The sequence below is a fragment of the Bradyrhizobium sp. CCGB12 genome, from assembly GCF_024199845.1.
In the GTDB taxonomy this organism is placed as follows: domain Bacteria; phylum Pseudomonadota; class Alphaproteobacteria; order Rhizobiales; family Xanthobacteraceae; genus Bradyrhizobium.
In genome coordinates this window covers 7,350,710-7,371,727 of the sequence record NZ_JANADO010000001.1, presented here as the reverse complement: position 1 = coordinate 7,371,727, position 21,018 = coordinate 7,350,710, and the positions used below count along the sequence as shown (strand labels likewise).

Sequence of the window (21,018 nt, the reverse complement as noted above, 5' to 3'; positions counted from 1 at the left end):
GAAGGACGGGGCGCTTGCTCAGACCGCCGCCAGCGTCATGTCAGCCGCGCCGTGCTCGATCGCCTGCACGCCATGCTCGACGACGTTGTTGCGGCCGCGGTGTTTTGCGGCGTAGAGCGCGGCGTCGGCGGCTTCGATCAAATCGCCCGGACGCAAGCTCTCGTTGGGCTTCGTTGCGGCAACGCCGATCGAGACGGTGACGATCATGTGGTTCGACGTGATGTGCGGCAGGCAGAGTTTCAGCACGGCCGCGCGCACGTGCTCGCCGATTTCGACGGCACGCGTCACGTCGGTGTTCGGCAGCAGCAGGCAGAATTCCTCGCCACCATAGCGCGCCGCGAAGCCCATCGTGTCGGCGGCAATGCCGGACAGCGACTCGCCGAGCCTGGTCAGGCAGGAATCGCCTTCGAGATGACCATAGGTGTCGTTGAACAGCTTGAAGTGATCGACGTCGATCATCAGAAGCGCGAGGTCGCTGCCATATTGCTGCGCGCGCATCCATTCGAAATCGAGCCGGCTTTGGAAGCCGCGGCGGTTGGCGAGCCCGGACAGCATGTCGATCGAGGCCATCACCGTCAGGCGGTCGTTGCTCGCGATCAGCTCGCGCTCGCGCTGGCTCAATTGCGCGGCCATCGCATTGAACGCGCGGGCCAGCGGCACGAATTCGGCGGGCAGGCGGCTGCGCGCCGCCCGCGCCGACAGATCGCCTTCGCCGAGGCGCTTGGCCATGTCGGCAAGCATCTCGATCGGCTTGATCACTAGTTTCTCGGCGGCGATCAGCGCGCCGAGCAGGACGAACACAACGACGAAAGCGAGCTGGAGATAGGCGGTGCGGATGTCGCGGTTGACCGCCGCGGACACCTTGTCCTCGTCGATGCTCGCGATCAGGCGGGCGTTGGTGCCGGCGATGCGGATGTAGCTGACCGCACGGCGAGAGCCGTCGGCTGCAAGAAAGGACAGCGAGCCTTCGTCCTGGTCCGACCGCAGCGCCCTGTCGGCGATCGCCGACATCAGCGGCATGTTGTCGAGGGGGCGGCCGACCGCGCTGTGCTGGTCGGCGGGTGCGGCCAGCACGGTGCCGGCGCTGTCGACCAGCACGGCCGTGATGCCGGCGCGACCGCCGAGATTGCTCATGACCTTCGACATCCAGTCGAGGTTGACGGTGGCGAGCACGACGGCATCCGGGACGCCGCTGAAGGCGGACACCGGATAAACCGCCATGACTGTCGGCGTCGACGCGGGCCGGGACAGGATGAAGTCGCTTAGCACGAAGCGGCCGGTTTCCTGTGCTTGCTGGAAGTAAGGCCGGTCACTGAGATCGAGACCGACATACATATTGTTTGTGGCGCACTGGATGCGTCCGTCCTGGCCCGCGATCAGAAGCGTGCGGATCCAGGGCAGGCTCGACGGCAGGCTCGCGCGCAGCACGTCGCAGCTCTTGCTGATGCCGCCGGCGGATGCCCGGATGAAGGCCTCCGATTTCAGGATGGTCTCGACCGACGAGATGACCTCGCGCTGCGCATCGGCGCTGTGCCTTGCGACGGTATTGAATTCGGCCGCGGCCTGCGCGATCTGCCGCGTGCGCGTGTCTTCGAGCGAACGGATGCGCTCGAGCATCAAGGGGGCCACCAGAATCACCGCGAGCAACGCGAGCCGCGCCCGGATCCCGAGAAGCTGCTTGAGTTTCGCGCGTTTGCGGTTGAGACTGACGCTTGCCATCTTCGCTACCCACCCCATGGCCAAGGTAAAGCGAAGGGTTCAAAAACTCTTTCTTGAACTCGGTAAAATTGGACTTACCTCGGTTACGACCAAGCCAAATCGACGTCATGACAGAAGCCAATGCTGCGCCGGTAACCGGCCATTCACCAAACGCCCTAGCTGCAGTCGAAGCCGAAATTGCACGCGCCTGCAAGGATGCGCGGCGCGATCGCGCCTCCGTGACGCTGATCGCGGTGTCGAAGACTTTCGCCGCCGATGCAATTACCCCGGTCATCGAGGCCGGACAGCGCGTATTTGGCGAAAATCGGGTGCAGGAGGCCAAAGGCAAGTGGCCTGCGTTAACGTCTGTTTACTCCGACATCGCGCTGCATCTGATCGGGCCGCTGCAATCCAACAAGGCGAAAGAGGCGGTCGCGCTGTTCGATGCCATCCATTCGGTCGACCGTCCGAGCATTTGCCAAGCATTAGCCAAGGAAATCGAATCCCAGAGCAAGCACCCGCAGCTCTTCGTCCAGATCAACACCGGCGAGGAGCCGCAGAAGGCCGGCGTCGCGCCCGGCGAGGCCGATGCCTTCCTCGCGAGCTGCCGCGACACCTATGGGCTGACGATCTCAGGCCTGATGTGCATCCCGCCGGTCGACGAACCGCCGGCGGCGCACTTTGCTCTCACCGCCAAGATCGCCGCGCGCAATGGATTGAAGAACCTGTCGATGGGCATGAGCGCGGATTTCGCGACCGCGATCATGTTGGGTGCCACCCATGTGCGCGTCGGCAGTGCGATCTTCGGGCACAGGTGACAACCGTTAGCGAGGAACGCGCCTAGCAACCGCCATCGATTTTGTCATTGCGAGCGAAGCGAAGCAATCCAGAATATTTCCGCGGAGGGATTCTGGATTGCTTCGTCGCAAGGGCTCCTCGCAATGACGGCGGAGCGGGTCGAGCTACGCAAATCCCACCGACACCTTCCCCAGTACGCCGAAATCCGCCGCGAATTCATCGCCGGCCTGGATCGGCAGCGGCGGATGGCACGTGCCCGTGGTCACCACCTCCCCTGCCCGCAAGGCGATGCCGAGGCCGCGAAGCTCGTTGGCAAGCCAGGCGAGTGCAGCGCGGGGATCGCCGAGCACGTTCTTGCCGTGACCGAGATAGCGCTGGCCGCGCAGCGTGATCTGCGGCCGCTCCTCGACCAGATCCAGCCCACGCCAATCCGCGATTGTCGGCGCACCCATCACGAATTGATGCGCGCAGGCATTGTCGGCGATGAGCTGCGCCTCGCCGACGCCAGCGAAATCGACAAAGCGCGAATCGGGGATCTCTATCGCGGGATGCAGGGTGACGACGGCTGCGAGCACTTCATCGACAGAGTATGGTGTCGTGCGCGGCGGCAGGTCACGTCCCATGCGGAAGGCGAACTCCGGTTCGCCAACGCGCATCTCATTGCCCTTCATCGACGCGGTGCCGCCATCGGCAATCACGGTATCGCTCATGATGCGGCCGGCCAGGGGCCCCGCGACATTGATGTGCTTCTGCCCGGCCTCGCTCGTCGCAGCGATCTTCCAGCCGAACAGTTTTCCAGGCGACTTCGTCTCGAGCGCAGCCTGGACGGCGTAGCCCTCGGCGCGGTTCTGCGGCCGCAGGCGCGCGTCCAGCGCGTCAAGCTTGGTACCGTCGCGCCAATGCGTCACCAGGATTTGCGAAGCGGCGGCGATCTGATCCTTGTCGAGCATGCGTCCTCACCCGATGATGATTCTTGTTCTTGGTCCCACTCGTCGCAACAATTGCAGCATCGCAGATTTCGTCATGGACACGCAGCCTGCGGTCGGGCCGAAATTGTCGCGGGCCAGATGCAAGAACACCGCGCTGCCGCGTCCGGCAATGCGCGGCCGCGTATTGTGATCGATCTCGATGATGAAGTCATAGAGATGGTCGGCCCGCTTGAGCCGGTCGCCGCCCTGCCCCTCACCGAGCCGGATGCCCTGGTTGTAATGGCGGTCTTTGGGGTCCTCGCACCAGGCGTCCGCGCCGGTGATGATCCGGGCCGGCAAGAACGTCTGCGGGCGGCTGTGCCGATCGCCGCGCCACCACAATCGCTGGGGACGGAAGCTGCCTCGCGGGGTGCCGCCATCGCCCTCGCGCTTGTTGGCGAGAATGCCGCCGCGCCCCAGCGCCACCGGTATCGTCAGTGCTCCGGCCGTGAGCCAGCCCCGGCGCGGATTACCGGCAGCAGGCTTAACGCGGATCGCAGACAGCGGTCCGGCACTTCGATTCATGGTGTAACTAACTGACATAGCTTTGTTTTTCATGTGAACGTGCGATGTCGAATTCATTACAGGACATTCATCGAAACGCCCTGCTATTCTGGGTTAGAGTGCTTCTGGCTTGTGAATCGGTAACAGCCCACTACTTCAACACGAACAACAATAATAACGGCGACCCCAAAACTTCCCCTCGCGGCTGGGTGCGGCATGGATGCGCGCCAAGCCGGACCCAAAAGGATGACCCCCTATGGCCAATGCCCGCAAGATCCTGATCGTGGATGACGATACCGATCTGCGCGATACGTTGGTGGAGCAATTGTCGCTGCACGAAGAATTTGAAGCGTCCGCCGTCGATACCGGCGCCAAGGGCGCGAGCGCTGCAAAGGCCAATGCCCCCGATCTCGTTCTGATGGATGTCGGCCTGCCCGACACCGACGGCCGCGAGGTGGTCCGCTCCTTGCGCAAGGGCGGCTTCAAGGCCCCGATCATCATGCTGACCGGCCACGACACCGATTCCGACACGATTTTGGGGCTGGAATCCGGTGCCAACGATTATGTCGCAAAGCCCTTCCGCTTCGCCGTGCTGCTCGCCCGCATCCGCGCCCAGCTCCGCCAGCACGAGGCCAGCGAGGACGCCGTGTTCTCGGTCGGCCCCTACTCCTTCCGCCCGGGCTCGAAGATGCTGACCGCGGCCAATGCGCGCAAGGTGCGGCTGACGGAGAAGGAAACTGCAATCCTCCGTTTCCTCTACCGGGCCGGCCAGATGCCGGTCTCGCGCGAGACGCTGCTCCAGGAGGTCTGGGGCTACAATTCCGGCGTCACCACTCACACGCTGGAAACCCACATCTACCGTCTCCGCCAGAAGATCGAGAAGGACGCCGCCAACCCGGAAATCCTGGTCACGGAAGCCGGTGGCTACAAGCTGGTGCCGTGATACGCTTCGGGGGCCGTGCGAATCGTTCTAGATCGCCTGCCTCTGAGCCTCGGACCTGAATGTCAATCGACGACGATGTAGCGCTTCTCGAGCGTGTCCCGACATTGCGCCTGTTGGGAGATGCCTCGTTGCGTATGCTGGCGATCGGCTCCGAGCAGCGCAACTTCGTTCGCGGCGACGTCCTGTTCAATCTCGGCGATGATGCCGACGCTGGCTTCGTGGTCCAGCGCGGCGCCTTTCGGGTCGAAGACGGTGCCGGCGCCGAAATGATCGCCGGTCCCGGCGCCTTGATCGGCGAGCTCGCGCTGGTGGTGCCGATGAAACGGCCCTCGAGCGCGGTCGCGCTGGAGCACGCCTCCGTCATCCGCGTTGCGCGCAGCCTGTTCCAGCGCGTGCTCGAAAGCGACCCCGCCGCCGCGCTGCGTCTGCGCGACGAATTCGCGGTGCGCTCCAGCCAGATCGCCAGCGATATCCTGATGGCGGGCGCGAAGCTGACGTCTTGAGCGGTCGAAGCCGGTAGCCCGGATGGAGCGAAGAGACTGGGCAAGATTCTAACATCGAGTGAAGGTAGGATTCGGCATGACGAATCGTACCTTCAAAACCGGCGTCAGGCGGGATCAGCCGAGCCTTCTGCCGGCGCGGGTGGAAGATTATGTGGCCGGCGACAATCCGGTTCGGGTGATCGAGGCTTTTGTTGCAGCGCTTGACCTCGGGAAGCTTGGCTTCCGCCATGCCGGATCGAGCGGCGGGGCTGGACAGCCACCTTATGACCCGGCCGACCTGCTGAAGCTTTATCTTTATGGCTACCTGAACCGGATCCGGTCGTCGCGCAACCTGGAGCGCGAAGCCCGGCGCAATCTGGAACTGATCTGGCTGATGAAGCGCCTGGTGCCGGGCTATCGCACCATCGCCAAGTTCCGCCAGGAGAACTGGAAGACGCTCAAGGCGGTGAACCGGGAGTTTGTGCTGATGCTGCGCGAACTCGGTCTGATTGGCGGAGAGGTTGTGGCGATCGACGGTGCGTTTTTTGATGGCAACGCCAGCAAGGCGAGCATCAAAACGCAGCGCAAGCTCGCCAAGCGGCTGGCGGAGATCGAGCAGGATATTGAAGCCTATGGTGCCACGCTCGAGGCCAACGACAGCGCCGAGGTGGAACGTCCACCCGCGGGGCGGGATGGCGGAGGCGATGGCAGTCGCGGCGGAGACCTCGCACAAGAGGTGGCGGCGTTGATGGCCAAGCGCGCCAGCTTGCAGGCCGATCTGGCACGACTGGAGGAGAGCGGGCAGACGCAGCTGTCGCGAACCGATCCGGATGCCCGCCTGTTGTCGAAGAACGGCCAGGTGGTGGCAGGCTATAACGTTCAGATCGGCGTCGACGACAAGCACGCTCTGATCGCGGCGAGCGAGGTCGTCAACGACGGCAACGATAGCGGCCAGCTTTACGACATGGCCAAGGCCGCAAAGGACGAGCTTGGCGTCGAGACGCTGACGGTTCTCGCCGATACCGGCTACTACAACGGCCATACGCTCAAGGACTGCGAGGAGAACGGCATTGCCGCCTACGTTCCGCTGGCCAAGCGAACCACGCGGCTCGAAGCGCAGGATCGCATCAGCCATGAGGCGTTCGCCTACGACGCCGAAGCGGATGTCTATCGCTGTCCCGCCGGCAAGCAGCTGCGTCCCACGGACGGTCGCAAGACCAACGGCAACCGGATCGAGATCAGGTATGTCAGCCGCAAGTCAGATTGCGACGCCTGCCCGCTGCGCGCGCGCTGTGTCACCGTCAAGATCCCGACGCGCACCGTCCAGCGCTGGGAGCATGAAGCGGTGCTGGATCGGCATCGCGCGCGGATGCAGGGCGCCGAGGCCCAGATGCGCCGCCGCGCCGAACTCGCCGAACACCCCTTCGGCACCATCAAATGCCGGGCCGGCTACCGCCACTTCCTCGTCCGCGGCTTCGACAAAGTCTGTGGCGAATGGAGCCTGATGGCGCTTTGCTACAATTTCTCCCGAGTCCTCAGCATTCTCGGCCTCGACGCCTTCATGGCCTATCTGGCAAGCCGGCTTCCGCATTTGGCACTCTTGCTGCTCAACGCCATCACCGACATCACCGACATCATCACCCGGATACGGCCCGCTCCAGCGCCAATCCGAGCCCAAATCCGTCCAATTTTCCGATATGCCGCGTAAGCCGCGCCCAAACAAATACTTGCCCAGCCTCGAAGCGCAATCCGGGAATCGCGCCTACGGAAAGATTGTCCCGGATTTCGCTGCGCCCCATCAGGGCTACGAACTTTCCGAGATTAGACGTCCAATGTCACCGTCACCGGGACATGATCCGACGGCCGCTCCCAACTCCGCGCATCGCGCAAGATCTTGAAATCCTCGACCGCATCCTTCAGCGCGCGCGAGACCCAGATGTGGTCGAGCCGACGGCCGCGATCGCCGACGGTCCAGTCGGCGGAGCGGTAGCTCCACCACGTATAGACCTTCTCCGACATCGGAATGCGCTCGCGCGCGACATCGACCCACTCGCCGGCCGTCAGCGCCGCCTTCAGCTTCTCGGTTTCGACAGGTGTGTGCGAGACCACCTTCAGGAGCTGCTTATGCGACCACACGTCGTTCTCGTGCGGCGCGACGTTGAGATCGCCGACCAGGATATGGCGGTCATCTCCGCGCGGATGTAGCGGCTCGCACGCCTTCATCTCGTCGAGGAAGCGAAGCTTGTGGTCGAACTTCTCGTTGAGCGCGGGATCGGGAATGTCGCCGCCGGCGGGCACATAGAAATTATGCAGCACCAGCGGCTTTGCGATACTCGCCTTCTCGCCGAACGACACCGAGATATGACGCGAATCCACCTTGTCGCAGAAGGTTCGGATGTCCGTCGACTCGAACGGAATCTTCGAGACGATGGCGACGCCGTGATAGCCCTTCTGTCCGTTCAGTGCGACATGCTCATAGCCGAGCCGCTTGAAGCGCTTCAGCGGAAAGGCATCGTCGATGCACTTGGTTTCCTGGAGGCACAACACGTCCGGCCGCGCGCTCTTGAGGAATTTCGCGACCAGATCGATGCGGAGCCGCACCGAATTGATGTTCCAGGTTGTCAGGGAAAGACGCATGGGAACGATCTAACAAACTCCATCCGTCATGGCCGGGCTTGAACCGGCCATCCACGCCTTTTTCTGGGGCCCAAAAACGTGGATGCCCGGGACAAGCCCGGGCATGTCGATCATCGGCGCAGCCATCGGGTCTCAACCCGGTGACGGCACGCTGTAATTTGTGAAGTCGATCTTGAACATGCTGGGATCGAGCTTCTTGCTCGTGTCCAGATTATAGACCGCGAAGGTGGTGTCGTAGCCTTGCGGATCGGTCACCGTCCACTGCTTCAACTGGCCGTCCTTGGCGCCGAGCATCAGCAACAGGCGGCTGGTGCCGACCAGCGCCTGTTTCTCCTCGATGGTGACGCTGATGAAGAGGTCGTCCGCGGTCACACTGACGACGTTGGTGTCCTTCATCAGATCGATGCGATCCGACAACAGGAAGCGCAGCGGCGTCTGCGACAGCGGATAGACGTCCTGCGTCGCGAGCTTGCGGTCGCGCACGACCACCGAAGAGCCGTCGGCGACGATGTCGATCGGGCTCGGGGCGTCATATTCGACGCGCATCTTGCCGGGCTTCTGGATATAGAAATCGCCCTGCGTCTTGCTGCCGTCGGGGCCGACCTGGACGAAATTCCCGACCAGCGTCGACAGCGAGGACAGATAGGCGCTGACCTTGGCGGCTTGCGCCTTCTGGTTGGCATCGAAGGTCTGGAAGATGCTGCTCGGCACGTTGCGGCGCGGATCCGGAATGATCGGATTCGGCGGCGTCTGCGTCGCGCCGGTGATCGCAGGCCCGCCAGCGGCCGGGCCGCCATCGCGGCCCTTCGGCGCGGGTTTTGGCACGGGCACGGTCTGCGCGAACGACGATGCGGTCACCATCGCGGCGGTGACGAGAAGCACGCCGGCCACGCGCGCGCTTCGCGCAGCGATGGAGGCAGCGAATCGAATGTCCGGATGTCTGATCAACGCGTCGTCCTAACGTGGCTGGGCGCCTTTTTAGCGTGATTTCGGGCAAAAGCAGATATCGATTTTGCGTGAAATGATGTGTTGAGGCCCCTCGCCTCACATATGGCTGTCTTCTTCCTCGACCAGAATCTCGCGCTTGCCGGCGTGGTTGGCGGGGCCGACGATGCCTTCCAGTTCCATTCGTTCCATCAGCGATGCGGCGCGGTTATAGCCGATTTGCAGGCGGCGCTGGATGTAGCTGGTCGAGGCCTTGCGGTCGCGTTTGACGATGGCAACGGCCTGCTGGAAGAGATCGCCGCCGCCATCCCCGCCCATGCCGGTGGCGTCGAACACCGCGCCATCCTCGTCCTCGGTCGGCTCTTCGGCGGTAACAGCTTCGAGATATTCGGGCTGACCCTGCGTCTTCAGGTGGCGCACCACCTTCTCGACCTCCTCGTCGGAGGCAAAAGGTCCGTGCACGCGGCTGATACGGCCGCCGCCGGCCATGTAGAGCATGTCGCCCTGCCCGAGCAGCTGCTCGGCACCCATTTCGCCGAGGATGGTGCGGCTGTCGATCTTCGAGGTGACCTGGAAGGCGATGCGGGTCGGGAAGTTCGCCTTGATGGTGCCGGTGATGACGTCGACTGACGGACGCTGCGTCGCCAGGATCACGTGCAGGCCGGCGGCACGCGCCATCTGCGCCAGCCGCTGTACCGCGCCTTCGATGTCCTTGCCGGCGACCATCATCAGGTCGGCCATTTCGTCGACGATGATGACGATGTAGGGCAGCGGATCCAGCGAGAGCTTCTCTTCCTCGTAGATCGCCTTGCCGGTTTCCTTATCGAAGCCGGTGTGCACCGTGCGTGTCGGTTCCTCGCCCTTGGCTTTCAATTCGAGCAGGCGCGTATTGTAGCCGTCGATGTTGCGCACACCGAGCTTGGCCATGTTCTTGTAGCGCTCTTCCATCTCGCGCACGGCCCATTTCAGCGCGACCACCGCCTTCTTAGGATCGGTTACGACGGGCGTGAGCAGATGGGGAATGCCGTCATAGACGGAGAGTTCGAGCATCTTCGGATCGACCATGATCAGCCGGCACTGGTCCGGACGCAGCCGATAGACCAGGCTGAGGATCATGGTGTTGATGGCGACCGACTTGCCCGAGCCGGTGGTACCGGCAATCAGCATGTGCGGCGTGCGCGCGAGGTCGATGATGACGGGGTCGCCGCCGATGGTCTTGCCGAGGCAGAGCGGCAGCTTGGCAACCGTGTCGGTCGCTTCCTTTGCGATCAGCAACTCGCGCAGGTAGACCTTCTCGCGGTGTGCGTTCGGCAATTCGATGCCGATGGCGTTGCGCCCGGGCACGACCGCGACGCGGGCAGACAGCGCGCTCATCGAGCGGGCGATATCGTCGGAAAGTCCGATCACGCGCGAGGACTTGATGCCGGGCGCCGGCTCCAGCTCGTACAGCGTGACGACGGGACCCGGATTGGCCTTCACGATCTCGCCGCGCACGCCGAAATCCTGCAGCACGCCTTCGAGCGAGCGCGAATTGGCTTCCAGCTCGGCCTTGCTGAGCGGCTGGCGATCGCCGGCCTTGGGCGCGGCCAGCACGGAGACGGACGGAAGCTCGAACCTGTCGGAGGATTTCTTGGAAGCGGCCTTCGGTGCGGCCTTCTTGCGCGGGGCGCGCGCGGCCGGCTCCTCCTCTTCCTCCTCCTCGTCTTCCCCTTCTTCTTCCTCGTGCTCGTCCTCGTGGTCCTCGTCTTCGGACTGCGGCGAGATCGAGGGGGCGGCGCGGCCAGCGCCGAGATTCGGCTCCTGGCGGCTGAATGCGGTGGCCTTGGTCTTCGGTCCGCTCGAGACCAGCGAACGGTAAGCGGCACTGAAGAGCCAGATCAGTCGCGCCTTGGTGCTCATCAAGGCGTGGAACAGCCAGCCCAGCGACACCGAACCGCGATCGTTCTCTTCGTCTTCGTCGAGCGGCTTGTCGCTGTCCTCGATCTCCGCGAGCTCTTCGTCGTGCTCGCGCGCGCCGAGACCGCAGGCGATCAGGAAGGTCGCGGCCATCGCGGCGAACAGGATCGTCCCCAGCACGATGCGATAGATCGTGCCAGCCGGCCCGAAGATCACAGCGGGCGCGCGCACCAGGGCGTCGCCGACCACGCCGCCGAGGCCGGTCGGCAGCGGCCAGGTACCGCCATGCGGCCAGCAGCTGACGAAGCCCGCCGCGATCACCGTGCAGAGAATCCAGGCGCCGAGCCGCAACGCTTCGCGGTCGAACGGGCGATGCGTCATCATGCGCCAGCCCCAGACCGCGACCGTCAGGACCAGCATGATCGCGCCAAGCCCGAGGATCTGCATCGCAAGATCGGCGCCGATCGCGCCGGCATAGCCGAGAATGTTGCGGATCGGCCGCGAGGTCGCGTGGCTGAGGCTGGGATCCTGCACCGACCAGGTCATCAGAGCGGCCGAGGCGACGCCGGCCAGCGCGACCAAGCCGAGGCCGGTCAGCTCGCGCAGGCGCCGCGCCAGACCCTCGCGGATCGAGGGCGGCAGATGGCCGACCAGTGGAATGACACGTTCGATTGCCGACATGCTCATGGGCCCCGCCTAACCCAGAGTTTCGACCAGGCGGTGCAGCGCCTGCGCCGTGGTCTCGCCATCCTGCACCAGCGCCAGGCGAATGTAGCCTGCACCGGGATTGAATCCGTCAGGCTGCTGTCGCGCCAAAAAGCTGCCGGGCACCACGCGCACGCCTGCTTCCTTGAAAAGTTTCAGACACACCGACACGTCGTCGCCGATCTCGGACGTGTTGAGCCAGACGCAGAAGCCGGCGTCGGGCCGGCGATAGCCGTAGCGGTTGCCGATGATCTGGTCGGCGAGATCGAACTTGATCCGGTAGAGCCTGCGGTTCTCCTCGACATGCGCTTCGTCGCCGTAAGCGACGGTCGCGACATGCTGAAGCGGCACCGGCACCTGCGGCGCCGCGATGTTGCGCAGCTCCAGGAACATGCCGATGAATTTTTTGTCGCCGGCGGCGAAGCCGACGCGCAGGCCCGGAAGGTTGGAGCGCTTCGACAGCGACTGGAACGCAACCACGCGGGTGAAATCAGGACCGGCGCATTCGAGCGCACTGCCTGGGGCCTCGCGGGTGTAAATCTCCGAATAGCACTCGTCGCTGAGGATCACGAAGCCATAGCGGTCGGCGAGCTGCTTCAACCGGCTGAAATAGTCAGGCGTGGCGACCGAGCCCTGCGGATTGGCGGGTGAGGCCAGATAGAACGCCACCGTGCGCGCCAGCGTTGCTTCGTCGATGGCCTCGAGATCCGGCAGGAAGCCATTGTCGACGGTGGTGCGCAGATAGACCGGCTCGCAAGCCGCTGCGCGCGCGCCGGCGCCATAGACGGGATAGAACGGGTTCGGCATCAGGATTGCGGGCTTGCCGGGGCGCGGGCCGACATAGCGTGCCGCCGTGATCGCGGCGAGGAACAGCCCCTCGCGGCTGCCATTGAGGACGAGAATCTCGCTCGCGGGGTCGAGCGACCGCGGCAGGTTGAAGCGCAACGACAACCAGGCGCTCGCGGCTTTCCGGAACGGGTCGGTGCCCTGATTCATGGGGTAGCGGCCGAAGTCGGCGATGTGCTTGGCCAGCACCGGGCCGACGAAGTCGGGCACGGGATGCTGTGGCTCGCCGACCGCCAGCGAAATCAAGGGCTTGCCGGGTTGATGCGGCGCCAGCAACTCGTTCAGCCGGACGAAGGGCGAGCGTTCGGTGTCGGAGCTTCCACCGGTCTGCGGCGCACGGGATGAAGCGGTCATAGCCATTCTGGGCGCCAGCACTCTTGGAACTGCCGGTCGCTACCAAAGGCGCCGGCGGGAAGCGGTTCAGTTCACCATAGATAGGGCGAGGTTAAGACGCGATTAACCATCGGCCGCCGGCTCCGTCCAGAGCGGGAATAATGAGGTCGGATAACAACGGGATGCATGGCGTTTCATGCCAGGCCGGCATTGGCGCGGGCCGGCAAACGCAACGCATCCCGGTTGCGGCGGGGGCCTAGCGCCCCGGCAGCTTCTCGAATGCCGCCATGCCCGCGGGAATCGCGTGAAACGCCTGCTTGTCGCAGGTGTAGATCGCCATCTGCGGCTGGAACTGCGCCGGTTCGTCCAGCGTGCCCACCTTCACGATCGCGGCGGGCAGGCCTGGAACCCGGGTCAACAGATGCGTACCGCACTCGGCGCAGAATTCGCGCGTAACGGCGCGCTCGAGGTCCTTGCGCGTGAACTGTTTGGGTTGGCCGGTGATGTAGGAAAAGCCGGTCGCCGGCATCGCGATGAAGGTGTTGGGCGCCCCGCCGGAGATGTATTGGCACTCGCGGCAATGGCACTGGGCCTGCATCATCGGATCGCCCTCGGCCACGTAGCGCACTTCGCCGCAATAGCATCCGCCTTCTAAACGCATGACGACCTCCCGATTGTTGTTCTTGAGGTCGATATTTCTGCGCCGGCAATCTGGAATGGCAATCCTTTTCTTCGGCACGCCGGCAAAAAGAAAGGGGCTCCAACTTGCGCTGGAGCCCCTCAACGGTCAGGGCATTGCCGGGTATGTGCCCGAACCGTAGGTGTGGACGTGGTCCCCGGAGAGACCGCGGCCGGGAGGAGAGTTACATGTTGTAGGCGCGCTCGGTGTGCTCGGTGATGTCGAGGCCTTCACGCTCGCTCTCGACATTGGTGCGAAGACCAACGATCACATCGACGACCTTGTAGAGGATCGCCGAACCGACGCCCGACCACACCAGCGTGGTGCAGACGGCCTTGAGCTGAGCGAGCACCTGGACGGTGAAGTCGTAATCAGCGACCTTCGGCGGGATCGCGGTGTAGTCGATGATGCCGGCGCCGCCGAGGGCGGGGTTGACGAGGATGCCGGTGCCGATGGCGCCGACGATGCCGCCGACGCAGTGGACGCCGAACACGTCGAGGGAGTCATCGTAGCCGAGCGCGTTCTTCACGACGGTGCAGAAGAACAGGCAGACCACGCCGACCACGAGGCCGAGGACGATCGCACCCATCACGCCGGAGAAGCCGGCGGCAGGCGTGACTGCGACGAGGCCCGCGACCGCGCCGGAGATGACGCCGAGCACCGAGGGATGACCCTTGATGATCCACTCCGCGAACATCCACGACAGCGCAGCGGCTGCGGTGGCGACGAAGGAGTTGGTCATGGCAAGCGCAGCGCCGCCATTGGCTTCCAGGTTGGAGCCGGCGTTGAAGCCGAACCAGCCGACCCAGAGCAGCGAGGCGCCGATCATCGACATGGTCAGCGAGTGCGGGGCCATCAGCTCCTTGCCGTAGCCGACGCGCTTGCCGATCAGGAGAGCGCCGACGAGACCTGCGATGCCGGCGTTGATGTGCACCACGGTGCCGCCCGCGAAGTCGATCGCGCCCATCTTGAAGATCCAGCCGGCGTCGGCGTTGATCTCGTCGAGCTTGGCCTGCGCCGCGGTCTTGGCCGCCGCATCACCCGCCGCAGCAAGCGCCTTGGCCGCGTCCTGGATCGTGTCCGGGCCCGGCCAGTACCAGACCATGTGCGCGATCGGGAAGTAGATCAGCGTGACCCAGAGCGGGATGAACAGCGCGATCGCCGAGAACTTCATGCGCTCGGCGAAGGCGCCGACGATGAGGGCGGGCGTGATCGCCGCGAAGGTCATCTGGAAGCACATGTAGATGAGCTCCGAGATGTTGGCGTCGACCGAGAAGGTCGCAGCCTTCGAGTCGGTGGTGACGCCCATCATGAAGGCCTTGGAGAAGCCGCCGATGAAGTCGGAGCCGCCGGTGAAGGCGAGGCTGTAGCCGTACACGGCCCAGATCACGGTGACGACACAGACGGTGTAGAACACCTGCATCAGAACCGAGAGCATGTTCTTGGAGCGGACGAGGCCGCCATAGAACAGCGCGAGGCCGGGGATCGTCATCAACAGCACCAGCACTGTCGATGTCAGCATCCAGGCGTTGTCTCCCTTGTTGACCGTTGGCTCGGCGTAGGCTGCGGTCGCAGCGAACAGGCCGACTGCGAGAGCCGCCAGTCCCGCGCCATAGGGACGCTTAAACGTCATTGTATTCACTCCTGATTGGATAAGGTTGAGCGCGAAATCAGAGGGCCGCGGCGTCGGCCTCGCCGGTGCGGATGCGCACCGCATGGTCGAGGTTGATGACGAAGATCTTGCCGTCGCCGATCTGCCCGGTTTTCGCGGCGGACGTGATGGCGTCGATGGTCTTGTCGACCTGGTCGGAGGCGACAGCGACCTCGATCTTGATCTTGGGCAGGAAGCTCACGGCATATTCGGCGCCGCGGTAGATTTCCGTATGGCCCTTCTGGCGGCCATATCCCTTGACTTCCGTCACCGTGAGACCGTGAACGCCGATGGCGGTCAGGGCGTCTCGGACTTCTTCCAGCTTGAATGGCTTGATAATCGCCATAACAATTTTCATGGGTCCTATCCCCGCTTGGGCCCGGTCCGGACATGGCCGGGCGTTCTCGACTGGTTCGCCACGAGGGAGAAGTTCACTACGCGGGCACAGCCGGGACCCATAGAATCAAATGCCGTGCCAGATCGGGCGCGTTTGCCTAACGGATTATGAATACAGGTGTTTTCGCGTTTGAGGGGGACCGCGGTGCAGTGCGCTATTACGTCGCGCTCAAAACGTGGTCACGGCTGCTCAAAACGCAGGCATGACAGGCTGTCGACACAATGTTGCTCATGCGCCGGGCAGTTAGAGGTATCTAACTACGGTGGGATGCCCCGTTACGGGGCTGGCGTCAGGCCGCTTCGCGCTCGGCAAAAACCCGATCGACCAGCCCCCACTCGACTCCCTGCTGCGCAGTCATGAAGCGGTCGCGGTCCAGGGTCCGTTCGACCTCTTCTTCGGTCCGTCCGCAATGGTGCGCATAGAGCCGGATGATGCGCCGCTTGGTTTCCTGCATTTCGTTGGCATGGATCAGGATGTCGGAGGCCTGGCCCTGAAAGCCGCCGAGCGGCTGATGCACGTGAAGGCTTGCGTTGGGCAAAGCGGCGCGGTGGCCGGGCTCGCCGGCCATCAGCAGGAACGAGCCCATCGAGCGCGCGGTGCCCATGCACAGCGTGTGAACCGGCGCCTTGATGAACTGCATGGTGTCGTACATGGCGAGCCCGCTGGTGACCACGCCGCCATAGGAATTAATGTAGAGATTGATCGGCTTGTTTGGGTTCTCCGCCTCCAGGAACAAGAGTTGCGCGCAGACGAGGCCCGACATCGCGTCATTGACCTCGCCGTTGAGGAAGATGATGCGCTCGCGCAGCAGCCGCGAGTAGATGTCGAAGGACCGTTCGCCGCGCGCGGATTGTTCGACGACCATAGGGACGAGCTGAAGCATGTCGCGCATCGGCGACCTCCATGTCTGCAGGTGATGAAGTCGTTTGCTAGGCCGCTATCATCATGCAGCAATTGGTGTTGGCCGGCTGCGGCAGCTTGATCTGATCGTCGCAGGCTTGCTGGATGATGCGAAAGCGCGTGCCACCGTCCTCGTTCGGTTCGATCCGGAAGATGACGTGGCTCTCGCGAAACGGCGGTTCGGAATCGCGAAGCCGGTAGCGCACCTCTTCGCCCGGGATCGATGATTCCGGCTCGGCGCCCGCAAGGTCGCAATTCGGCAGCCAGCGCTCGCGCAATTCAGGAATGGTCACGGCGCGCCAGACTTTTGTCGGCGGTGCATCGAAATCGAATTCGAGCACCAGCTTTGCGTCGGGACGGTCAGGCTTCTCGGCATCGCTCATTGATCCATATCCTTCAAGAGGTCGGCGAGTGCACCCATGCGCTTCGGCCAGTAGGCGCGATAACGCGCAAGCCATGCCCCGATGGCGACGATTCCGTCCGGGTCGACTTCGTAATTCACAAAGCGGCCCTGCCGCTGTTCGCGCACGAGGCCTGCCGCGCGCAGCACGGCGAGATGTTGCGACATCGCCGGCTGGCTGATCTCCAATCCGTCGCGCAAGGCGCTGGCGTTCAGGCTGCCGCCAGCGAGCTTCTCAAAGACCTTGCGGCGCGTCGGGTCGGCAAGCGCCTTGAAGATATCTGCCTCGATCATGAAAACACATAAGCATACGCTTATGTGTTGCGCAAGCCCTTACTGTAAAGCCTCGCCGTGCTGCGAGATATCGAGCCCCTCGAGCTCGTGCTCGCGCGAAACACGCAACGGCACGAACAAGCCGACCAGTTTGAGCAGAACAAAACTCACACCTGCCGACCAGACGAAGGTGACGGCGACCCCATAGAGCTGGATCAACAGTTGCTGCGGATGGCCCTCGATCAGGCCCGCGGTGCCGCCGATGGCGCTGGTTGCGAACACCCCGGCGAGCAGGGTGCCGGTCAGGCCTCCGATGCCATGGACGCCGAACACGTCGAGGGAGTCGTCATACTTGAAGCGGTGCTTCAGCCAGGTGCAGGCCCAATAGCAAACCGCGCCGGCGACGATGCCGATGACGATGCCGTGCCAGGGCGCCACGAATCCGGAGGCCGGCGTGATGGTGCCGAGGCCCGCGACAGCACCCGAGATCATGCCGAGCACGGAAGGCTTGCGTCGGGTCGACCATTCGATCGCGCCCCAGGTCAGCGCGCCGGAGCAGGCGGCGAGATGGGTGGCGATGATCGCCATCACCGCGCGCGAATTGGCCGCGCCGGCCGAGCCGCCATTGAAGCCGAACCAGCCCACCCACAATAGGCCGGTGCCCATCACCGCGAGCGACAGATCGAAGGGCGACAGATTGTCGGTGCCATAGCCGTGACGGCGCCCCATCACCTTGGCGGCGACGAGGCCCGCGGTGCCCGCCGACAGATGCACGACGAGGCCGCCGGCGAAATCCAGCACGCCCATGCTGGCGAGGAAGCCGCCGCCCCACACCCAATGCGCCAATGGAATGTAGACGAAGATGAACCAGCCAACGGAAAACAACAGATAGGCGGAGAACCGCATGCGGTCGGCGACCGAGCCCGCGACCAGCGCCACCGTGATGATCGCAAACGTCATCTGGTACAGCATGAACAGCGATTCCGGGATGGTCTTGGCCGCCGGGTTGACGCTGTCCATGGTCATGCCCGCGAGGAACCAGCGGTCGAGCGTGCCGATCCACGGGCCATCGCCGACGAAGCACAGCGAATAGCCGAACGCAACCCAGAGAATCGAGATCATCGTCACCGCGGCGAGGCTCTGCGCCATGGTAGCGAGCACGTTCTTCTTGCGCACCATGCCGGAGTAGAACAGCGCAAGTCCCGGGATCGTCATCATCAGCACCAGCGCGGTGGCGACGATCATCCAAGCGGTGTCGGCGGTGTTGATCTCGCTGGCCGCGGCGTGCGCGGGTGATGCCACAACCGACGCAAATCCGATCGGCGCAGCCATAGTAGCTGCGCGGCGCAAATATCCCGCCATGTCGTCTCCCCCAGCAGTGATGACGTCGCACGCTGTGGCGCCGTTGCCCGGTGCGATCGAAGAAGATGCATCAGAGCGTTTTCGAGCGAAGCAGATGCCGGTTCGCACAAAGAAAACGCGTCAAACAAAAAGCTAGAGCGCGTCGCTGTCGGTTTCGCCGGTGCGGATGCGCAGCGCGTGGTCGATCGGCGTGACGAAGATCTTGCCGTCACCGATCTGTCCGGTGCGCGCGGTCGCGGTGATCACGCTGACCGCCTTGTCGGCGACGTCGGACGCAACGGCGATCTCGATGCGCAGCTTCGGCAGGAAGTTCACGACATATTCGGCGCCGCGATAGATCTCGGTGTGGCCCTTCTGACGGCCATAGCCCTTCACCTCGGTCACGGTCATGCCGTGGACGCCGATCGCTGTCAGGGCTTGGCGGACCTCATCGAGCTTGAAGGGTTTGATGATCGCGACGACGAGTTTCATGGTCAGACCTATTCCCCGGGATGCGCCGCGCCGTATGTCCCCGGCGCTGCGTCAATCTGGCATCTTTCCGGGCAAATGGCACAAAAAACTTGCAGATTGAAGCGGAAAAACGTTTGGCCAAGGGAGGCCATGTGAACGACCGCCTCTGTACAGGGCAGCTGTTCATCCTTCACAATGCATTTTTGGCATGGATGCGGTGAACCCAAACATCCCGGCCGGTACATAAGTATGTTTGAGGGGGCGCGACATGGCGAGTTGGTTCTACGCATCCGAGGGCAAGCAGCAGGGGCCCTTTCCGGAGGGACAATTTCGCGACCTCGTCGCCCAAGGCGTCGTGCGCCCGGACACCCTGGTCTGGACCGAGGGCATGGCCGGCTGGCAGAAGGCCGCCGAAATTCCCGGCCTGATCGGCGGCGGCGCGCCGCCGATGGTCCCGACCGGCGGTCCGCCGATGATGGGCGGGAGCGGCTACGGCGGCGCTGACGGCTACGCTGCGACCGGCAGCGGAGGATCGCTCTCGGTCGATTTCGGCATCCTCGAGTTCACCTGGCGCAGCATCGTCCTGCTGATCGGCATGATCCTCGTCATCCCGGCGCCGTGGGTGTTCGTCTGGTACACGAAATGGATCGTGTCCTGCGTGAGGGTTCCGGGGCGGCCGAACCTCAGCTTCACCGGCAATGCGATGACGCTGCTGCCGTGGTATTTCGGCTTCATCGTTCTGGCGATCGTGATCGCCTTCATCGGTAGCCAGATCTTGAGCAACCTGCTGTTCATCGTGCAGATCGTCCTCTACTGGCTCCTGATCAAATGGATGGTCGCGAACCTCGCCTCCAACGATCAGCCGCTGGGCTTGGCCTTCACGGGCTCGATCTGGGCCTATGTCGGCTGGAACCTGCTGTTCGCGATCTCGATCATCACCATCATCGGCTGGGCCTGGGTCGCCGCGGCGCAGATGCGCTGGTTCTGCCGCAGCATCGAAGGCACACGGCGCGAGATCATCTTCAAGGGCAGTGGTCTCGGGATCCTCTGGCGGGGCATCGTGGCTGCAATCCTGTGCAGCCTCATCATCCCGATCCCGTGGGTGTATCGCTGGATCATGAACTGGTTCGCGTCGCAGACCGAGCTCGCGCCGCGCGGGTCGGCGTGATCGAGAAATCTCAAGCGCGACGAGCGCCGGGCCTGAGATGATCAGCAGATAATCAGCTCCTGCGCTCGCGCACCGAGCCTTCCTGCGCGACGGAGGCGATCAGCGTGCCATCCGGCTTGAAGATCGAGCCGCGGGTCAGGCCGCGGCCGCCTCGCGCGCTCGGCGAATCCTGCGCGTAGAGCAGCCATTCGTCGGCGCGGAACGGGCGGTGAAACCACATCGCGTGGTCGAGGCTCGCCGGCATCATGCGCTTGTCGAACAGCGTGCGGCCATAGCGCGCCATGATCGCATCCAGCAGCGAGAAGTCCGAGGCGTAGGCGAGCGCGCACATGTGCAGCGCCGGATCGTCCGGCAGCGTCGCCGCGGTCTTGATCCAGACATGGATGCGGCCATCGTCGATCTTCTGGCCGAAATAGCGCCCGAGCTCGACCGGTCGCAGCTCGATCGGACGGTCGGATTCGTAATAGCGGCGGATGAACTCCGGCATCTCCTTGAACATCGGCTGCTTGGCCACCTCCTCCGCCGTGAGCTTTTCCGGCGGCGGCACGTCGGGCATCTTGTCCTGATGGTCGAACGCGCTCTCTTCCTCGGCGTGGAACGACACCATGATCGAGAAGATCGCATTGCCGTGCTGGATCGCGGTGACGCGGCGCGTCGAATAGCTCTTGCCGTCGCGCAAACGCTCGACCTGGTAGATGATCGGGATCTGCGGGTCGCCCGGCAGGATGAAATAGCAATGCAGCGAATGCGGCAGCCGTCCCTCGACCGTGCGACAGGCGGCCACCATCGCCTGCCCGATCACCTGGCCTCCAAAGACCCGCTGCCAGCTCGTCTTCGGGCTGTTGCCGCGAAACAAATTCACCTCGAGTTGCTCGAGGTCGAGGATCGAAATGAGGTCGATCAGGCTTTTGGACATGATGGTGCTTTCAAAGAATTTCGTCATTCCGGGGCATCGCGCCAGCGATGAGCCCGGAATCTCGGGC

At 63.8% G+C, this 21,018-nt stretch carries 21 protein-coding genes; 5 read left to right on the top strand and 16 right to left on the bottom strand.

All coding sequences use genetic code 11. From position 1 onward, the window contains the following. Positions 1–18: 18 nt before the first annotated feature. A complete protein-coding gene (locus NLM27_RS33715) occupies positions 19–1,719 on the bottom strand; it encodes a diguanylate cyclase domain-containing protein (protein ID WP_254147377.1) in 1,701 nt (566 codons plus the stop codon). Between the two features lie 107 nt (positions 1,720–1,826). Between NLM27_RS33715 and NLM27_RS33710 the strand changes: the two genes are divergently transcribed. Beyond that, complete coding sequence (locus NLM27_RS33710; RefSeq protein WP_254148998.1) at positions 1,827–2,516, top strand: YggS family pyridoxal phosphate-dependent enzyme; 690 nt, start codon at positions 1,827–1,829, stop codon at positions 2,514–2,516. Between the two features lie 144 nt (positions 2,517–2,660). Here NLM27_RS33710 and NLM27_RS33705 read toward each other — a convergent pair whose 3' ends face one another. Next, positions 2,661–3,446 carry a 2-keto-4-pentenoate hydratase gene (locus NLM27_RS33705; RefSeq protein ID WP_254147376.1) on the bottom strand — a complete coding sequence of 262 codons (786 nt, stop codon included), beginning with the start codon at positions 3,444–3,446 and terminating at the stop codon, positions 2,661–2,663. 6 nt (positions 3,447–3,452) lie between these two features. Next, positions 3,453–3,989 (bottom strand): L,D-transpeptidase, encoded by a 537-nt coding sequence (locus tag NLM27_RS33700; protein ID WP_375142330.1) that lies wholly within the window; start codon positions 3,987–3,989, stop codon positions 3,453–3,455. 235 nt (positions 3,990–4,224) lie between these two features. On the opposite strand from NLM27_RS33700, the gene NLM27_RS33695 reads away from it, so the two are divergent. The 3 genes from NLM27_RS33695 (at position 4,225) to NLM27_RS33685 (ending at position 7,101) form a co-directional block, all read left to right on the top strand. Beyond that, entirely contained in the window at positions 4,225–4,911 is a 687-nt protein-coding gene (locus tag NLM27_RS33695; RefSeq protein ID WP_007598630.1) for a response regulator transcription factor, read from the top strand. 59 nt (positions 4,912–4,970) lie between these two features. After that, positions 4,971–5,414, top strand: coding sequence for a cyclic nucleotide-binding domain-containing protein (locus tag NLM27_RS33690; protein WP_254147375.1), 444 nt, complete (start codon positions 4,971–4,973; stop codon positions 5,412–5,414). A gap of 76 nt (positions 5,415–5,490) precedes the next feature. After that, positions 5,491–7,101, top strand: coding sequence for an IS1182 family transposase (locus tag NLM27_RS33685; RefSeq protein ID WP_254142551.1), 1,611 nt, complete (start codon positions 5,491–5,493; stop codon positions 7,099–7,101). A 113-nt stretch (positions 7,102–7,214) separates the two neighbouring features. Here the strand turns inward: NLM27_RS33685 and xth are convergent, their stop codons facing one another. The 12 genes from xth to NLM27_RS33625 form a co-directional block, all read right to left on the bottom strand. Next, positions 7,215–8,030, bottom strand: coding sequence for an exodeoxyribonuclease III (gene xth, locus NLM27_RS33680; RefSeq protein ID WP_254147374.1), 816 nt, complete (start codon positions 8,028–8,030; stop codon positions 7,215–7,217). A gap of 132 nt (positions 8,031–8,162) precedes the next feature. After that, entirely contained in the window at positions 8,163–8,921 is a 759-nt protein-coding gene (locus NLM27_RS33675; protein WP_254147373.1) for an outer-membrane lipoprotein carrier protein LolA, read from the bottom strand. Positions 8,922–9,074: 153 nt separating this feature from the next. Further along, positions 9,075–11,558 carry a DNA translocase FtsK gene (locus NLM27_RS33670; RefSeq protein ID WP_254147372.1) on the bottom strand — a complete coding sequence of 828 codons (2,484 nt, stop codon included), beginning with the start codon at positions 11,556–11,558 and terminating at the stop codon, positions 9,075–9,077. A gap of 9 nt (positions 11,559–11,567) precedes the next feature. Beyond that, positions 11,568–12,782 carry an aminotransferase class I/II-fold pyridoxal phosphate-dependent enzyme gene (locus NLM27_RS33665; protein WP_254147371.1) on the bottom strand — a complete coding sequence of 405 codons (1,215 nt, stop codon included), beginning with the start codon at positions 12,780–12,782 and terminating at the stop codon, positions 11,568–11,570. A 229-nt stretch (positions 12,783–13,011) separates the two neighbouring features. Continuing rightward, positions 13,012–13,416 (bottom strand): GFA family protein, encoded by a 405-nt coding sequence (locus NLM27_RS33660; RefSeq protein ID WP_254147370.1) that lies wholly within the window; start codon positions 13,414–13,416, stop codon positions 13,012–13,014. Between the two features lie 202 nt (positions 13,417–13,618). Beyond that, complete coding sequence (locus NLM27_RS33655) at positions 13,619–15,067, bottom strand: ammonium transporter (protein ID WP_254147368.1); 1,449 nt, start codon at positions 15,065–15,067, stop codon at positions 13,619–13,621. Between the two features lie 37 nt (positions 15,068–15,104). After that, the gene (locus tag NLM27_RS33650) at positions 15,105–15,443 is read right to left on the bottom strand and encodes a P-II family nitrogen regulator (RefSeq protein ID WP_008142813.1); all 339 of its coding nucleotides are present in this window, start codon (positions 15,441–15,443) and stop codon (positions 15,105–15,107) included. Between the two features lie 328 nt (positions 15,444–15,771). After that, positions 15,772–16,374, bottom strand: coding sequence for an ATP-dependent Clp protease proteolytic subunit (locus NLM27_RS33645; protein ID WP_254147367.1), 603 nt, complete (start codon positions 16,372–16,374; stop codon positions 15,772–15,774). A gap of 37 nt (positions 16,375–16,411) precedes the next feature. Next, complete coding sequence (locus NLM27_RS33640; RefSeq protein WP_254147366.1) at positions 16,412–16,765, bottom strand: SRPBCC domain-containing protein; 354 nt, start codon at positions 16,763–16,765, stop codon at positions 16,412–16,414. Next, positions 16,762–17,076, bottom strand: a complete 315-nt coding sequence (locus tag NLM27_RS33635; RefSeq protein WP_254147365.1) for a helix-turn-helix transcriptional regulator — start codon at positions 17,074–17,076, stop codon at positions 16,762–16,764. Before NLM27_RS33635 ends, NLM27_RS33640 begins: the two co-directional genes overlap by 4 nt. A 39-nt stretch (positions 17,077–17,115) precedes the next feature. Beyond that, entirely contained in the window at positions 17,116–18,417 is a 1,302-nt protein-coding gene (locus tag NLM27_RS33630; protein WP_254147364.1) for an ammonium transporter, read from the bottom strand. A 132-nt stretch (positions 18,418–18,549) separates the two neighbouring features. Then, a complete protein-coding gene (locus NLM27_RS33625) occupies positions 18,550–18,888 on the bottom strand; it encodes a P-II family nitrogen regulator (protein WP_028176997.1) in 339 nt (112 codons plus the stop codon). Positions 18,889–19,135: 247 nt separating this feature from the next. Here NLM27_RS33625 and NLM27_RS33620 point away from each other — a divergent pair, with 247 nt between their 5' ends. Beyond that, entirely contained in the window at positions 19,136–20,035 is a 900-nt protein-coding gene (locus tag NLM27_RS33620) for a DUF4339 domain-containing protein (RefSeq protein WP_254147363.1), read from the top strand. A 52-nt stretch (positions 20,036–20,087) separates the two neighbouring features. On the opposite strand, the gene tesB is transcribed toward NLM27_RS33620, so the two are convergent. Next, a complete protein-coding gene (tesB, locus tag NLM27_RS33615) occupies positions 20,088–20,951 on the bottom strand; it encodes an acyl-CoA thioesterase II (protein WP_254148996.1) in 864 nt (287 codons plus the stop codon). Positions 20,952–21,018: the final 67 nt, after the last annotated feature.

Excerpts from the sequence above, each read along its gene's own strand:
- NLM27_RS33715 (WP_254147377.1), bottom strand. The coding sequence starts at position 1,719 with ATGGCAAGCGTCAGTCTCAACCGCAAACGCGCGAAACTCAAGCAGCTT.
- NLM27_RS33710 (WP_254148998.1), top strand. The coding sequence starts at position 1,827 with ATGACAGAAGCCAATGCTGCGCCGGTAACCGGCCATTCACCAAACGCC.
- NLM27_RS33705 (WP_254147376.1), bottom strand. The coding sequence starts at position 3,446 with ATGCTCGACAAGGATCAGATCGCCGCCGCTTCGCAAATCCTGGTGACG.
- NLM27_RS33700 (WP_375142330.1), bottom strand. The coding sequence starts at position 3,989 with ATGAATCGAAGTGCCGGACCGCTGTCTGCGATCCGCGTTAAGCCTGCT.
- NLM27_RS33695 (WP_007598630.1), top strand. The coding sequence starts at position 4,225 with ATGGCCAATGCCCGCAAGATCCTGATCGTGGATGACGATACCGATCTG.
- NLM27_RS33690 (WP_254147375.1), top strand. The coding sequence starts at position 4,971 with ATGTCAATCGACGACGATGTAGCGCTTCTCGAGCGTGTCCCGACATTG.
- NLM27_RS33685 (WP_254142551.1), top strand. The coding sequence starts at position 5,491 with ATGACGAATCGTACCTTCAAAACCGGCGTCAGGCGGGATCAGCCGAGC.
- xth (WP_254147374.1), bottom strand. The coding sequence starts at position 8,030 with ATGCGTCTTTCCCTGACAACCTGGAACATCAATTCGGTGCGGCTCCGC.
- NLM27_RS33670 (WP_254147372.1), bottom strand. The coding sequence starts at position 11,558 with ATGAGCATGTCGGCAATCGAACGTGTCATTCCACTGGTCGGCCATCTG.
- NLM27_RS33665 (WP_254147371.1), bottom strand. The coding sequence starts at position 12,782 with ATGGCTATGACCGCTTCATCCCGTGCGCCGCAGACCGGTGGAAGCTCC.
- NLM27_RS33660 (WP_254147370.1), bottom strand. The coding sequence starts at position 13,416 with ATGCGTTTAGAAGGCGGATGCTATTGCGGCGAAGTGCGCTACGTGGCC.
- NLM27_RS33655 (WP_254147368.1), bottom strand. The coding sequence starts at position 15,067 with ATGACGTTTAAGCGTCCCTATGGCGCGGGACTGGCGGCTCTCGCAGTC.
- NLM27_RS33650 (WP_008142813.1), bottom strand. The coding sequence starts at position 15,443 with ATGAAAATTGTTATGGCGATTATCAAGCCATTCAAGCTGGAAGAAGTC.
- NLM27_RS33645 (WP_254147367.1), bottom strand. The coding sequence starts at position 16,374 with ATGCGCGACATGCTTCAGCTCGTCCCTATGGTCGTCGAACAATCCGCG.
- NLM27_RS33640 (WP_254147366.1), bottom strand. The coding sequence starts at position 16,765 with ATGAGCGATGCCGAGAAGCCTGACCGTCCCGACGCAAAGCTGGTGCTC.
- NLM27_RS33635 (WP_254147365.1), bottom strand. The coding sequence starts at position 17,076 with ATGATCGAGGCAGATATCTTCAAGGCGCTTGCCGACCCGACGCGCCGC.
- NLM27_RS33630 (WP_254147364.1), bottom strand. The coding sequence starts at position 18,417 with ATGGCGGGATATTTGCGCCGCGCAGCTACTATGGCTGCGCCGATCGGA.
- NLM27_RS33625 (WP_028176997.1), bottom strand. The coding sequence starts at position 18,888 with ATGAAACTCGTCGTCGCGATCATCAAACCCTTCAAGCTCGATGAGGTC.
- NLM27_RS33620 (WP_254147363.1), top strand. The coding sequence starts at position 19,136 with ATGGCGAGTTGGTTCTACGCATCCGAGGGCAAGCAGCAGGGGCCCTTT.
- tesB (WP_254148996.1), bottom strand. The coding sequence starts at position 20,951 with ATGTCCAAAAGCCTGATCGACCTCATTTCGATCCTCGACCTCGAGCAA.